The organism is Roseovarius sp. Pro17 (genome assembly GCF_035599575.1).
GTDB lineage: Bacteria > Pseudomonadota > Alphaproteobacteria > Rhodobacterales > Rhodobacteraceae > Roseovarius.
On sequence record NZ_CP141179.1, the window covers coordinates 3,041,180 to 3,055,539 of the forward strand.

Annotated in this window: 12 protein-coding genes; 2 read left to right on the plus strand and 10 right to left on the minus strand. The window is 60.0% G+C overall.

Annotation, left to right across the window (positions count from 1 at the left end; translation table 11 throughout):
- Positions 1–6: 6 nt before the first annotated feature.
- Positions 7–2,079 (minus strand): hydantoinase/oxoprolinase family protein, encoded by a 2,073-nt coding sequence (locus U3654_RS14775; protein WP_324752313.1) that lies wholly within the window; start codon positions 2,077–2,079, stop codon positions 7–9.
- Between the two features lie 107 nt (positions 2,080–2,186).
- Positions 2,187–2,909 carry an isochorismatase family protein gene (locus tag U3654_RS14780; protein WP_324752314.1) on the minus strand — a complete coding sequence of 241 codons (723 nt, stop codon included), beginning with the start codon at positions 2,907–2,909 and terminating at the stop codon, positions 2,187–2,189.
- Between the two features lie 216 nt (positions 2,910–3,125).
- Here U3654_RS14780 and U3654_RS14785 point away from each other — a divergent pair, with 216 nt between their 5' ends.
- Positions 3,126–4,025, plus strand: coding sequence for a LysR substrate-binding domain-containing protein (locus U3654_RS14785; protein WP_324752315.1), 900 nt, complete (start codon positions 3,126–3,128; stop codon positions 4,023–4,025).
- Positions 4,026–4,168: 143 nt separating this feature from the next.
- Here U3654_RS14785 and U3654_RS14790 read toward each other — a convergent pair whose 3' ends face one another.
- From U3654_RS14790 to U3654_RS14810, 5 genes are read right to left on the minus strand one after another with little or no spacing between them, the layout of a single operon-like run.
- Positions 4,169–5,635 (minus strand): aldehyde dehydrogenase, encoded by a 1,467-nt coding sequence (locus tag U3654_RS14790; RefSeq protein WP_324752316.1) that lies wholly within the window; start codon positions 5,633–5,635, stop codon positions 4,169–4,171.
- Between the two features lie 10 nt (positions 5,636–5,645).
- The gene (locus tag U3654_RS14795; RefSeq protein ID WP_324752317.1) at positions 5,646–6,683 is read right to left on the minus strand and encodes an LLM class flavin-dependent oxidoreductase; all 1,038 of its coding nucleotides are present in this window, start codon (positions 6,681–6,683) and stop codon (positions 5,646–5,648) included.
- A 13-nt stretch (positions 6,684–6,696) separates the two neighbouring features.
- Positions 6,697–7,605: a flavin reductase gene (locus tag U3654_RS14800; protein ID WP_324752318.1), complete on the minus strand. Its 909-nt coding sequence runs from the start codon at positions 7,603–7,605 to the stop codon at positions 6,697–6,699.
- Positions 7,602–8,414, minus strand: coding sequence for an alpha/beta hydrolase (locus U3654_RS14805; protein ID WP_324752319.1), 813 nt, complete (start codon positions 8,412–8,414; stop codon positions 7,602–7,604). Before U3654_RS14805 ends, U3654_RS14800 begins: the two co-directional genes overlap by 4 nt.
- Positions 8,386–8,988, minus strand: coding sequence for an amino acid synthesis family protein (locus U3654_RS14810; protein WP_324752320.1), 603 nt, complete (start codon positions 8,986–8,988; stop codon positions 8,386–8,388). The genes U3654_RS14805 and U3654_RS14810 overlap by 29 nt, the downstream gene beginning before the upstream one ends.
- A 105-nt stretch (positions 8,989–9,093) precedes the next feature.
- Here U3654_RS14810 and U3654_RS14815 point away from each other — a divergent pair, with 105 nt between their 5' ends.
- Positions 9,094–9,792: a GntR family transcriptional regulator gene (locus tag U3654_RS14815; RefSeq protein WP_324752321.1), complete on the plus strand. Its 699-nt coding sequence runs from the start codon at positions 9,094–9,096 to the stop codon at positions 9,790–9,792.
- Positions 9,793–9,797: 5 nt separating this feature from the next.
- On the opposite strand, the gene U3654_RS14820 is transcribed toward U3654_RS14815, so the two are convergent.
- Genes U3654_RS14820 through U3654_RS14830 form a run of 3 tightly spaced genes read right to left on the minus strand, consistent with a single transcriptional unit; the run spans position 9,798 to position 14,271 of the window.
- Positions 9,798–11,219: an amidase gene (locus U3654_RS14820; RefSeq protein WP_324752322.1), complete on the minus strand. Its 1,422-nt coding sequence runs from the start codon at positions 11,217–11,219 to the stop codon at positions 9,798–9,800.
- Complete coding sequence (locus U3654_RS14825; RefSeq protein ID WP_324752323.1) at positions 11,216–13,225, minus strand: ABC transporter permease; 2,010 nt, start codon at positions 13,223–13,225, stop codon at positions 11,216–11,218. Before U3654_RS14825 ends, U3654_RS14820 begins: the two co-directional genes overlap by 4 nt.
- Positions 13,222–14,271, minus strand: coding sequence for a betaine/proline/choline family ABC transporter ATP-binding protein (locus U3654_RS14830; protein ID WP_324752324.1), 1,050 nt, complete (start codon positions 14,269–14,271; stop codon positions 13,222–13,224). Before U3654_RS14830 ends, U3654_RS14825 begins: the two co-directional genes overlap by 4 nt.
- Positions 14,272–14,360 lie beyond the last annotated feature (89 nt).

Sequence of the window (14,360 nt, forward strand, 5' to 3'; positions counted from 1 at the left end):
CCTCCCTTAAATCTTGGTCAACCGAAGGCTGCCATAGTCCTGGACCACGGCGCCGTAGCCGGGTGGTACAAGGGTTGTGGAGTTGTGCTGAATGATGATGGCCGGGCCTTCGACGCGGGCGCCAGCGCCCAGCTTGCCACGATCGAGCCGCGGGGTGACATGGCTCTGCCCGTCGTCGAACACGGTCAGGCGTTCATACATGAACGCGTTTTCCACATCGGCCGAAGTGCCCTTTGCCAGCTTGGCCAGCTCCAGATGCCGGACACTGGCCCTCGCGATGACGCGGACGTTGTAGAGTTCGACCAGCGCATCATCAAAGGAATAGCCGTAATCCTGCTTGTGCGCCGCATGGAAGGCCGTGATCACTTCGGCCTTGTTGTCCAGTTTCAGCCCGCCTTCGGGCATCGGCACGCGCAGCTCAAAGCCCTGCCCGTGATAGCGCATTTCGGCAATAACCTCGTAAACCTGCAGGTCCTTGGCGATGTCGTCGCTTTCCAGATCCGAGCGGCCAGCGGCAGTCAGTTCGTCCACCACGGCATTCACCTTGTCCAGCGCCGTCTGGTCCGCGGTAAAGAGGTTGGTGATGACAGACCGCGTATGTTCGTATTGCAGATCACTGCCGAGTAGCCCCATCGCCGCCGTAATACCGGGCGCAATCGGCACCAGAATGTCACGTGCCGAGACCAGTTCCGCCAACGCGACACCGTGGAACGGACCCGCGCCGCCAAAGGGCATCAGCGAGAATTCCCTCGGGTCATAGCCACGCGCAACCGAGTTCGAACGGATTGTCAGCGCCATGTTATTGTTAACGATCTTGATGATGCCCAACGCTGCATCGGTCACGCTGATCCCCAGTGGGTCTGCGATATGCTCTTTGATCGCCTTGTGCGACAGTGCGGAATCCAGCATCAGGTCGCCGCCCAGAAACTTGTCGGCATCCATCCGGCCCAGCACCACCTGCGCATCGGTCACGGTGGGTTCGGTGCCGCCACGACCGTAGCAAGCTGGCCCCGGTTCGGACCCGGCCGATCGCGGTCCGACGTTAAATCCGCCCGCCTCGTCGAGAAAGGCGATCGAGCCGCCCCCTGCCCCAATGGTTTCCAGATCGATCATCGGCGCCATCACTGCATGACCCGAAACCAGCGTGTCGCGCGGGTTCTTGATCCGCAACTCTCCGCCCGCGATAGTCGAGATATCGGCAGACGTACCGCCGATGTCGACGGTCAGGATATTGGTGGTTCCGGCCAGTCGAGCCTCGGATAGCGCGCCCAGAACACCGCCGGCAGGGCCACTCATCAAGATGCCCACCGGCTTCTTGGCGCAGCCGTCGATGGTCGAGATGCCGCCGTTCGACTGGATCACGCGCAGCTTTGCGGGGATGCCGCCATCGCGCACCTTTTGCTCCAAGTTGCGCAGATACAATGCCGATTGCGGCCCGACAAAAGCGTTCATCGCGACGGTCGAAAAGCGTTCGTATTCGCGGATCACGTTCGCCACCTGAGAGGACAGCGAAAGATAGGCGTCCGGCATTTCCTCCAGCACAATCTCGCCGGCGCGCTTTTCATGCGCGTCATTGAGGAACGAGAACATGAACCCCACGCAAACCGATTTAATGCCACGCTTGCGAAACAACGCGCAGGCCTCGCGGATCTCATCCTCGGCCAGCGCCGTCTCGACCTCTCCGGTGGGGGGGCGGATACGCTCGGTGATGGGAATGCGGTTGCGGCGCTTGACCAGCGGATGGCTCTGCCATGGGACGTCGAAATGCAGCGAAAAGTTATGCGGCCGTTTGTGGCGGCCGATATGCAGAATGTCACGGAAACCGCGCGAGGTCAGCATGCCAACCTCAGCGCCGTTATGTTCAATGGTGATGTTGGTTGCCACGGTGGTGCCGTGGTTGATCACGTCGATATCCTCTTTGGCAATCCCCGCGATGTCGCAAATCTGGTGAATGCCTTCCACCACCGCGATAGACTGGTCCTTGATCGTGCTGGGAACCTTGTGAAAAAAGGTGCCTTTCGCACATTCCAGCACGAGATCGGTGTTGGTTCCACCAACGTCTACGCCAATTCTTGCCATCTTGTTTTTCCCTGTACTTGCATCTGATGACTGCGAGATCCGGTCGGCCGGTTCTGACCCGCAGCGAAACGTTAAAGGGCACCCGTTGAGGGGTGCCCTTGGTGTCGCTATTCTGCTGCGGCCTTGCTGCCCTTCACGTTGTTGAGGTAGTCGACACATGTGTCGACCGTCTCGACATCGCCGAATTTGGCGTCGATATCAAAGAGGTTCCAAGCCACCGCGCCCGGCACCCGGTCGCCAATCGCTTCCTTGACCGCAATGGTGCGGAAGCCGTCGGCGATGCCGTCGCAGATGGTCTGGCGCACGCACGCGCAAGCCGTCACGCCGGTGACCAGGATCGTATCTACGCCATTGGCGCGCAGGATGCCGGCCAGTTCGGTGCCGTGGAACGAGCTCGCGCGCTTTTTCAGCAGGGTGTATTCCCCTTTGACCGGCGCGATGCGGCTGTCGATGGCCCAAAGATCCTTGTCGGCCAGATCCACCACGTCAATCGGAATCTTGTCGTGCCACAGGCCCATATCGGTAAAGGGCGCGTTTCGGTCGGTGATCTCATAAGCGGTGGTAACATGGATGACCGGATGGCCATTGGCGCGGCATGCCTCCAGCAGGCGCTGCATACCGGGGATGATCTCGTTATCCATCTTGTCCTGATCGCAGGTGAACGGATTGCCCGGACGCGTCCAGGCGTTGGCGAGATCGACACTGACCAGCGCCGGTTTCTTGCCAAAACCGACACGACGCTGAAAGCCGCGTTCCTTATAAAGCTTGGATGCAGCATCAAATGCCTGGCTAAGCATCCGGTCGAGTTCGGCGTTGTCAACTTCAGTCATGTTCTTATGATCCTCTTGTCTGTTCGCGTCGTCCGGCGATGCGCCGCATGACGATATGGGCGATACTAATTTCTGTGAATCTCTCTCACGCTGTTCAGCTTTCCACTCGCCAGACGGGCAAACAATCGCCGTATCAGCCATTATCATTGCGATTTTTGCATTAATGGGATTTAGTCGTTTAAACACCTGACTTTACCTAGCGTAAGGCGCCTTAGATTGAGTACCTCTCCGCAATCCCGCGACATTGATGCATTCAAGATGGTGGCGGTCGAACTGAGTTTTCGCCGTGCAGCAGCAAGGCTGGCCATCGATCAAAGCGCGCTGAGTCGCCGCATTCGACAGCTCGAAGACTTGCTGGGCTATCAGCTTGTCCGGCGCACCACTCGCGAGGTGTCGCTGACCGCAGCGGGTGAGGTTTTCTACGAACGTACCCGTCTCATCTCGTCGCAAATCGAGGCCGCAGTGCAGGCCGGGCGAATTGCGGCAGAAGGCAAGAAAGGCATCCTGCGCATCGGCTACATGTCGTTTTCAGCGATTGACCTGATGCCCAGGATCGTACGCGAGTACACCCGGCGTTATCCGGACGTAGAGCTCGATCTGAGATATATCCGCACCCAAGGCCAGAAGATCGAACTGTCGCGCAATAATATTGACCTCGGTTTCATGCTGGGCCCGTTTCGGCACCCGCAAATCGAAACGGTGCAGATGCGAGAGGAGCGCTACGTTGCGATCCTGCCGTTTGATCACCGCCTCTCGACCCGCAGCGCGGTTACGCTGGGCGAGATTGCCAGCTACCCTCTGGTTCTGGGCAATATGGAACAATGGGAAACGTTCCGGCTGATGATCGACGACCTGTTCCACCGTGGCGGGCACAGTATCGACATTCGCTATGAGGCATCCAACGCCCTTGGCATCCTTGGGCTGGTCGGCCACGGGTTGGGCCTGTCAGTCTACGCCGAAGGCATCACGCGGCTTCAGCCGCGAAACATCATGACCAAACCGATTTCGGATTGCGACATGCGGATTTCCACGCTCCTCGCATGGAACCGGGCCTATAAAACGCCCGCTCTGATGAATTTCGTCAACGTTGCCAAAGAGATTGCGAATGACGAGTGATATTTCCGGCTCTGGGGTCAGACATCGCCAGCCGGATGCTAAAAGCCTGCTGACTACACGGTGAGCCAGCACTCACGCTTGGCTAAACATCCCAGTGTTTCTCAAACGCCCCGACAGGCTGTAGCCGCCGAGTTGCTCGCCTTTCAGCGCATCACAAACGGATCGGGGATCGGCGCGTCGCTTGTGCGCAGCCAGACGGCTTTGGTCTTGGTGTAATCCAGCGCCGCCTGTATCCCGCCTTCGCGTCCGTGGCCGCTGAGGCCATGGCCGCCAAACGGGGCAATCGGGCTGACGGCGCGATACGTATTTACCCAGACGATGCCCGCACGAAGGCCACGGATCATGCGGTGGGCACGGGTCAGGTCATTGGTAAAAACACCTGAGGCCAGACCGAACGCCGTGTCATTGGCGATTTGCAGGGCCTCTTCCTCGGTGTCGAAACCTAGAACGGAAAGAACCGGACCAAAGAACTCATTTGTCAGGCAAGTTGCGTCAGGCGCGTCCGAACAATCAATGATCGTGGGCGGAAAATAATTGCCCTCCCGCGCCAAGGGCCGCCCGCCGGTGATGAGAGTTGCGCCTGCCGCCTCGGACCTTTTGATCAGATCGATAGCGGTGTCGACCTGCCCGGCAGTGCAGAGCGGCCCGACCTCGGTTGCCACATCATCGGGCGCGCCGATAACCACGGCCTCGGCTTTTTCCTTGAGCCGCGCGAGGAAGGCATCTTTGATCTTATTTGCGATAACCAGCCGCGAGCCAGCCACACAGCTTTGCCCAGTGGCCGCGAAAATGCCCGACACCTGCGCGTTTACCGCGCTTTCGATATCCGCGTCGTCAAACACGATGAACGGGGATTTTCCGCCTAGTTCCAGCGATGTCGAAGCAAGGTTTTCCGCCGAATTGCGCACGATGTGACGCGCGGTTTCAGGCCCGCCGGTGAACGCGACATGGCTCACCTTTGGGTGGCTGGTCAGAACGGCGCCACATTCCCGGCCAAAGCCGGTGATCACGTTCAGCACGCCGGGCGGGAACCCGGCCTGATCAAATATCCGCGCAAATTCCAGCATCGGCGCCGGCCCCTCTTCCGAGGCCTTCAGCACCATTGTACACCCCGCCGCCAGCGCCGGTCCGATCTTGACCGCGGATAGGAACAATTGCGAGTTCCAGGGAACGACTGCTGCGACAACGCCGATAGGCTCGCGGCGCAGCCAGACCTCCATGTCCGGCTTGTCGATCGGCAAATGCGCCCCTTCGATCTTGTCTGCCAAACCGGCGTAATAGCGATAATACTCGGCCACGTAGGCAATCTGCGCCGTGGTTTCGCGAATGATCTTACCGGTATCGCGCGTCTCCAGCTTGGCCAGAGACTGCGCGTTTTCGGCAATCAGGTCAGCCAGCCGCAGCAGCAGTTTTCCACGCGCAGAGGCCGTTATTCCCGCCCAGACGGGCGCGTAAAACGCGGCGTGCGCGGCGTCGACAGCCGCGTTGACGTCATCGCTGCGCGCCTCGGGCATCATGGCCCAGATCCGGCCTGTTGCGGGATCGCGGCTCTCAAATTGGGCGGAGCCGTCCGAAAACACGCCGCCGATATACTGCTGAAACTGCTGCATACTCTATCCTTCAGGCGAACGCTGGCATGACGTCTTTGATGAACCGCTCCAGCGAAGCCTTCTTGCGCTCAAAGCTCATGCCGCTGTCGATCCAGAATGAATATTCATCATATCCCATTTCGGCGTAAGTCTTGATCCTGGCAATCGCATCACCCGCCGTGGCGATGACGTTGTCGCGCAGCATGGCCTCGGCGGAATAGAACGGATGGTTCGCGATCTCCTCGTCACTCAGCCGCTCAATCAGCCCTTGCGAGACGGGGCGTTCGTTTTTGAACCACGCCCCAAAATAGCAGTAGAAACGGTTGATTTCCTCTGCCGCCATTTGGGCATCCGCCACGTCCTCCGCAATGTAGGTATGATTGAGCAGCATGATCTTGGGGCGGGGCGCATCGGGGAACTTTGCGCAGGCGGCATTGAACGCATTCATCAGCTTGGTGATCTCGGCGTCCCCCTGCCAGAGTGGCGTCACCTGCACATGACAGCCATTCGAGACCGCGAATTCAAAGCTGTTGGGATCCCGCGCGGCGACCCAGATCGGTGGGCCGTCCTCTTGCACAGGTTTCGGGGACGAGGTCGTGGCCGGAAAGGAATGATATGTGCCCTGCTGGGCGTAATCACCTTTCCACAGGCCTTGCAGCGCGGGCACCACCTCGCGCATGCGTTGGCCGGCCTCCCAGGCATCCATACCCGGCATCATCCGCTCATATTCATAGCTATAGGCACCGCGCGCGATGCCGAGGTCCAGACGTCCATCGACAATCATGTCTGTCATCGCGGCCTCACCCGCCAGGCGGATCGGGTGCCAAAATGGTGCTACAATCGTACCGGTGCCCAGACGCACATTTTTCGTCTGCCGCGCGAGGTCGATGAGGTTCAGGAAAGGGTTCGGCGCAATGGTGAAATTCATACCGTGATGCTCGCCGGTCCAAACGGCATGCATTCCGCCATCATCAGCGATTTTGGCAAGCGCGATAAAATCGTCGTAGAGTTGTTTTTGATCCTGATCCGGGGATGTGCGTTCCATATGGACGAATAGCGAAAACCGCATGTGATGAACTCCCTCAGGCCACTGGGCGGACTTCGCCGCTGTTTTGATCGCCGTAGTAGATGCCATAATGCCCATGCTCGGATTCGGCGGCGAACCGTTCCAGCATCGTGTGAATGGCCGGGTCGGACACCTTGGCCAGCACCGATCCTGTCAGGGGGACAAAGGCCCCGGTGCTTGGCGCGCCTCCTGAAGTTTGGCAAAGGAACGAGATATGCTGGCGCTTGCGAGCCACATCCTCGAAAACCGAATAGACAAAGCCCGGCTGCGCATGCAGGCCGGTCGTCGCGATCAGCTTTTTCACGGCGGTCGATGCGCCTTCATCCTGAACGACACGTTCCGGGAGGGTCAGACCGCCATCGCCGTCGTCGACCAGCAGGATATGGCCGTCCTTCTCGATCAGCGCCGATACAATCAGGTTGGCGCTGTGGGCCAAGGCATGCGTGGCCGTCGACGGCGTGACATAAGCCCCGCGCGCATAGCCCAGACCGGGCGTTGCAGTGCTGTCGAACGCCTCTACCCGTCCGATGAGGATCACATGATCCCCGGCCTCAACCGTCTTGTGCATACTGCAATCGAACCACCCGCAGGCGCCGTCCAGAATCGGCGATCCGTTGGGACCGTCGTGCCAGTCGATCGTTGCAAAACGGTCCTCGACCGGGCGGGCGAAGGTGTTGGAAATCTCGATCTGCGTTTCCGCAAGGATGTTGATGGCAAAGCCGCTTGCGTTGATCAGCGCATCATAGTTCCGCGAAGAATTCGCCAGACAGACCAAAACCAGCGGCGGATCCAGCGATACGGACGTGAAAGAGTTCGCCGTAAAGCCGAGCGGCGCGCCCTCGCCATCATATGCCGTCACGACCGTCACCCCGGTGACAAAGGTGCCAAAAGCATTTCGGAGCATGCGCGAATCAAGCGGTGTCATTGCAGTTCCTTTTGTGTCGCTGGCTGCTTTAGCCAAGTGAGAAGATGCGCGTTGACCTCGGGCGCCGCGGTCAGATTGATCATGTGCCGGTGGCCCGTGATCGTGACAGCCTTGCCCTGCTGCGCAAGGCTGGCCATCGCGGCGGACATGGCCGGGGTGGAATTCGGATCGCCGTCCCCGGTCATCGCCAGAAACGGGCAGGAGATCAGCGGCAGTTGATCAGCGTAGGTCGCGTCGCCGTTTGCAAAGGCCGTGTAGGCAGTGGCGTATCCTGCCGCATCTACTGCGCCCAGCCATTCAGCCACTTGCGCCTTGGCCGCGACCTCAGCAGGCGTATCCCCGAACCATCGCGCCAATGGGGTTTCCAGATCAATTTGGCCGTTCTGAATCTGGCCCGCTCGGGTCTGAACGGCGCGGCGTGATGCGGCGTCCCGGCAATAGACGCCGTTGAGCAGCGCCACCCGGCGCGTCAATTCGGGAAAACTCGCCGCAAATCCGGCAGCAATAAGCGCGCCCATGGAATGCCCCGCCAGATTGACCGGTCCCAGATCCAGCGCCTGAACCACCGTACGGCACCACGCCACGAAATCAGGCAGCTGGCTGCCCTGGGGCAAGGGATCGCTGCCGCCGTGGCCCGGCATGTCCAAAGCTATGACGCGATAGCTGCCGGACAGGGCCGCAATCTGCGGCCCCCAAGCGGCCGACTGCATCCCGACCCCGTGGATCAGTATCAACGGCTCACCTCTGCCGCTGTCGCGATAAGCGACGTTCAGACCCGGATCAGACAGCCGCAGGATTGTCAGCGTCATGGCCCAGTTCCTTGAGGTCTTGGTAGCGATCGCCAATCCGGTGATGCGGACGGCCCCCGATCGACGCGCCCAGCGCAATCAGGATCTCGTCCGCGGCAGGCGCATCGGCGACCGAGGTTTGGATCGTCAGGTAATGCGACCGCCTGCCACCATCGTTCTTGTCCATTAGCGGGATCATCAGCGGCGCATTGGCCGGGCCGCGCGTGTTGCAGAACGACAGGTAGGATTTGGCCCCGACAGCATTGCGATAATGATTGCCGAAATGAAGCGTGTGGATCAGGGCGGACGCATGTTCCACCTCGCCATTCAGGCCCACGATGGCCGATTTTCCATACCCTTCGACCTTGTCACCGCCGCCTGCGGCATCCAGCACCATTTCGGTCAGCAAGGCACCCAGCCCCGGTGCGCAATCGCGAATTTCCGGCGACAGGTCTTCGACAAATCCCAGACCGGCCCATGGGTTCCGGATCACGGCCATCGCGGCAATCAATTTGAGAGGCGTCGGTGCGGCCTTGCCGCCCTCGATAAGGGTCGTTTCGACGTGCAGCAGGGTTTTTCTGATTTCGGCAGGCACTGGCGTATTCCTTTGGCAAGTATGTCGCGCATATTTATGGTATACCATCATACGATCTGTCAATGATCCTTGTCGCCTAATGGGGCTGCTGCTAAGGAATTGCGCATGACTGCTGAAAAATTTGCCCTGCAAAAGATCGACAAGGCCCCGCAAACCTTGCGCGATATCGTGCAAGAGCGGATGCGCAGCGCTATCATCGAGGGCCATTTCGCCCCCGGCGAAAGATTGATCGAACGGCCCCTTTGCGACCAGCTGGGTGTCAGCCGCACCGTGATTCGCGAGACGATCCGCTTTCTTGAGGCCGAAGGTCTGGTCGAGATCATTCCCAATCGCGGCCCCATCGTCGCGACATTCGACTGGGATCAGGCCAAACAGATCTACGACATCCGAAGGCAGCTGGAGGGTTCCGCCGCCGCAGCCTGTGCCGAGGCCCACGATGCCGACTTTGCGGGTCGCTTACGTGCCGCCCTGCGCACCCTCGCGGCAACGATGGATGACACGACATGGACAGAACTGCTAGAGGCCAGCACTCGGTTTTATGAGCTGATCTTCGTTCAGGCGGGCCACACCGTTGCATGGGAAATCGTGCAGCGCCTGAATGGCCGTATCAGCAGGCTGCGCGCCCTGACCCTGTCGGCAAGGGAGCGGGAACGCCCCGGCATCGATCACATGACGGCCATCCATGACGCGATACTCAGCCATGACGCGGGCGCTGCACGCGCGGCGGTTCATTCTCATGTCGACGATGCATCACGAACCGCACAACGCGTTCTGAACGCCGAGGCAGAGGCCGACGCGCTTTAACGCGATCACCAGCGGCTTCCAACGATACTCTCAATCGCAGCGGCGACCTTGAACGCCCTCGTGTCGTCAAAGGATCGCGCGATTACTTGCAGCCCGACTGGCATGCCATCCGCGTCCAGCCCGATGGGAACCGAAAGCGCCGGCAATTCGCCCAGCATGTTGAAATGCGCGGTTGCCACCCAATCGTAGTCGGAATTCAGGCGAACGCCGTTCACCTGCATCTCTGTCCACGGTTTTTGGTCCGCGCTGACGTTGTTCGTCAGGACCACCGGGCAAATCAAGGCATCGTAGTGATCCAAAACAGGCTGCATCGTGCGGTAGAGGCGTTTGGCAACGTCATAGCTGCCCATCAAATCGCGGAGGGAGCAGGACTTCATGAACTCGGCGGTCCATCTGGTATAATCGCAGAGTTGGTCCCCATGTTGCTCCATAATGTCGCTAAACCAAGGCGCGAACAGACAGGCCGAATGAAGACGGGCGACGTCGCCAATTTCGCTGCGCCAGTCGATGCTGGGTTCTTCGATCACGGCGCCGTGTGCTTGCAGCTTGGCAACGATGCCTCGGATCGCCGCAACGATTTCGGGATCTGGCAGGGCCTTGCCAAGGTCAAAAGCGACCGCAAGTCGCAAGCCGTCGGCCGCAAATCCTTCGATCGGAAGTATGACGTTCTCGCGCAACGAGGCGATGTCGGCAGGATGCACTCCGCTGATGGTATTCTGTAGCAGCGCGCAGTCGGGCACGCTGCGGGCCATGGGGCCGATAACGCTATAGGGGTCAAATCCCTCGACCGGGTCAGGCACCCTGCCATGCGGTGGCTTGTATCCAACGATACCGCAGAGCGCGGCGGGAACGCGGATCGATCCCGCACTATCGGCCCCAATGGCCAGCGTGCTGGTCCCTGCCGCAAGGCTGGCCGCCGCGCCACCAGACGAGCCGCCGGGCGTGCGATCAGGGTTCCACGGGTTGCGCGTCACGCCCCACAGGCGTGTGGCGGTCACCCAGCCGAAGGCGAATTCAGACGTCGTCGTGCGGGCGTGAATGACCCCGCCAGCCTGCCTGACCCTCTCAACGACAGGATGATCGTTATCGGCGCGATGGTCCTTGAAAATCAGGCTGCCGCGCGAGTTGCAGACACCCTTCTGATCCAGCACATCCTTGATCGTGACGGTCAGGCCCTCAAGCGGCCGCAGATCGGTAGCCCGAGACATGTAGCGCTGTTCGGCCAGTCTGGCCTCGGCCATGGCGGTGTCAAAAAACGTCTCGGTAAAGGCGTTAATCTGGGGCTCAACACGCTCCGCCCGCGCGATCTGCGCGGTCAGAAGCTCGACCGGTGATAGTGTCCGCTTGCGAAACATCTCCAACGCTTTGATCGCGCTCAGATAGCACAGATCGCTACCCTTCGTCTGATCCGGCTGATGCAATATCATCGCTGCGACAGCCCGGATCGGCGCTGGAAATTGCGGCTGCCCTGACTGATCAGGCGGTCAGTGATGATCGACAAGAAGGCAATGCCAAGCCCGGCAACGATGCCCTCACCCGGCTGCACCTTGGAAATCGCCACCAGCGTATCATGCTCCTGACCGCGCGTGCCGACCAGCGCGGTGATGACCAGCATCCCGAAGGCAAACATGATCGTTTGATTGACCCCCAGCATGATATCCGGAATGGCGAGGGGCAACTGTACGTTCATCAGTTTCTGCCATCGCGTGCAACCGGCCATATCGCCGGCCTCAATACTGGACCGTGCGACATTTTGAATGCCTTGCTTGGTGTAACGCACGCCCGGCGGCAAGGAATACGCGACGATAGCGACCAGCCCGGCAAATTCGCCGACGCTGAACAGCATCACAACCGGGATCAGGTAAACAAAGCTGGGGAGCGTCTGAAGCGTGTCGATGATGGCTGTGACCACGTGATCGACGCGCGGGTTCAGCCCGGCCCATATGCCGACCGGCAGTGCAATGATCAGCGCCACGATCACCGAGAGCAGCACCAAGTATAGCGACACCATCGCGCCGTCCCAATAGCCGGTCACGGCGATGAAACCCAAAAGGCTCGCACTCATGATCGCCAACCGCCGCCCACCGATCGCATAGGAGATGGCGGCGATAACCGCGATAAACCCGGTCCATGGAACGTCTAGAAGAAATGATTTCATCGGGCGCATGATGTAGGTGATCGTGGTATCGCGCAGCGCCTTGATCTGGCTGTAATAGGTATCGCCGATCCATGTGATTGCGTCGTTCCAGAACGATCCGGTCGAAATGGTGGCCGCCTTGGGATAGGCATAAAGGGACGGAAATATCTGCCCCAGTAGGATAAGCAGCAGGGCAATCGCGATCCATCCAAATATCAGCGGGTGCCTTTGCCACATTGCGCTGGGCGCGGCCTCGACGTGATCGGGCCTGCTGAGGGCGATGGCCTTGGAAATGCGGTCCAGCATGATCGCCATCAGGGTAATGGCGATGCCGGCCTCGACCGCATCGCCGATCCGCAGTGCCTTGAGCCCTTGGTAAACCTCGCCGCCTAGACCGCCGGCGCCGATGACCGATGCAATGATCACCATCGCAAAGGTTAGCATGATCACCTGGTTCAGGCCGATGAGCAGATTCTGGCGGGCTGCAGGCAGCATCACCTGCCACATCTTTTGGCGTTTCGTGCAGCCTGCCATGTCACCGAAATCGGCAATGTTGGGCGGCACGCGTTGCAGCGCCAATGTCGTCACGCGCGCCATCGGCGGCATCGCGTAGATGACCGTGGCAATCATCGCTGCCACCGGGTTGAAGCCGAACAGTAGCAAAACAGGCACTAAGTAGGAAAACGTCGGGATGGTCTGCATCACGTCGTAGATCGGCATGAGGATCGCGTTTGCGCGGGCGTTTCGATAGCCGAGGATACCTAGCAGAATACCCAGCACAAAGCTGACGAACACGGCCACGACCACCGACGACAGCGTCAGCATCGAGGATTGCCAAAGACCGAAGACGAGGAAATAGACCAGCGAGAATAGCGAGAAGAGCGCCACGTTGCGGCCTGCCGCCCACCATGAAAACGCGGTGAGGCCGACGATCACGGCAGGCCACGGCAATCCCCGATAGATCGTGGCGTCGCCGTTGTCGCCGTAAAACTCGAACCCCTCCGATAGGATCCCTTGCAGCACCAGCATCGGCACCTTGATCAGGTTCGCAAAACCGCGCGTCATCTCGGCCACGCTCACGCCGCCGATAGCCAGATCATTTACGAAATACTTAACCGCAGTCGTGGTCGCCCCTGCGATGCCCCAGACCCACGCCTCGGGGTATTCCCGCAGCCACGCTAAACTTTCGCCCGTCATAATCAGGGCAACGTTCAAGAGGATCGCGGCGAGGATTAGACCGGATTTTAGGCCGGTATAGCTGCCGCCCCCAGAGTGCTTAAGAGAGCGCACGTTCATGCGCTCGCATCCCGGTTCAACAGCACCGCTGTGACAGCCGCACGGTCCAACGCGCCGATAATCGTCCCATCCTTACCCGCGACCGGCAGGGCATCCGGGCCGGACATGGCCTGCTCCGCCACATCACCGACAAGGGCGCCGGCATTGATCGGGGCACCGCTCAGGTCGGGGCGCACTGGCCCCATGACGGACCTTACTGTCACGACCTTGCTGCGGGGAACCTTTTCGGTAAATTTGGCAACGTATTCATCGGCCGGATTGGTGATCAACTCTTCGGGCGTGCCGATCTGCACGACCCTGCCGTCCGCCATGATCGCAATGCGGTCAGCCAGCCGGATCGCCTCGTCGAAGTCATGAGTGACGAAGACAATGGATTTTTGCAGCAGATTCTGAAGGCGCAGAAACTCGTCCTGCATCTCGGCCCGGATAAGCGGGTCAAGCGCCGAAAACGGCTCGTCCAGAAACCAGATTTCAGGCTCGGTCGTCAGGCTGCGGGCAATGCCGACGCGCTGTTGCTGGCCGCCGGATAACTCGTGCGGGAGGTAAGCCTCGCGCCCTTCCAGCCCGACCAGTTCCACCATCTCGCGCGCCTTTGCGTGGCGGTCTGCGCGTGATTTACCCTGCACCTTCAGCGGGAAGGCAACGTTGTCCAAGACAGTCAGGTGCGGCAGCAGGGCGAAATCCTGAAAGACCATGCCCATCACCTTGCGACGTAGATCGATCAGTTGTTGCCGCGTGGCCGTCCCGAGATCCGTGCCGGACACCAGCAACTGGCCCATGGTCGGCTCGATCAGACCAGTCATGCAGCGCAGGATGGTCGATTTGCCCGACCCGGACAGCCCCATGATCACGAATATCTCGCCCTTGCGGACGTCAAAGCTGACGTCACGCGCGGCCGGTATCAGGCCATTTTCGGCAATGATTTCGTCACTGATGTTCTGGCCATGCTTTGCGGCGACGTCATCGGCTTTGGCACCGTAGAGTTTCCAGACTGACCTGCAACTTATCAGCACGTCGCCCGAGGGAGTTTCGGTTTCTTGCGTCACGGCGTGAGACCTCGTTTTGCGGATAGGCGCTGTGCTGTCTGCCAGCTTGCAATGCGCTGACCCGGTTGCCTGCGAGGGACCGGGTCAGC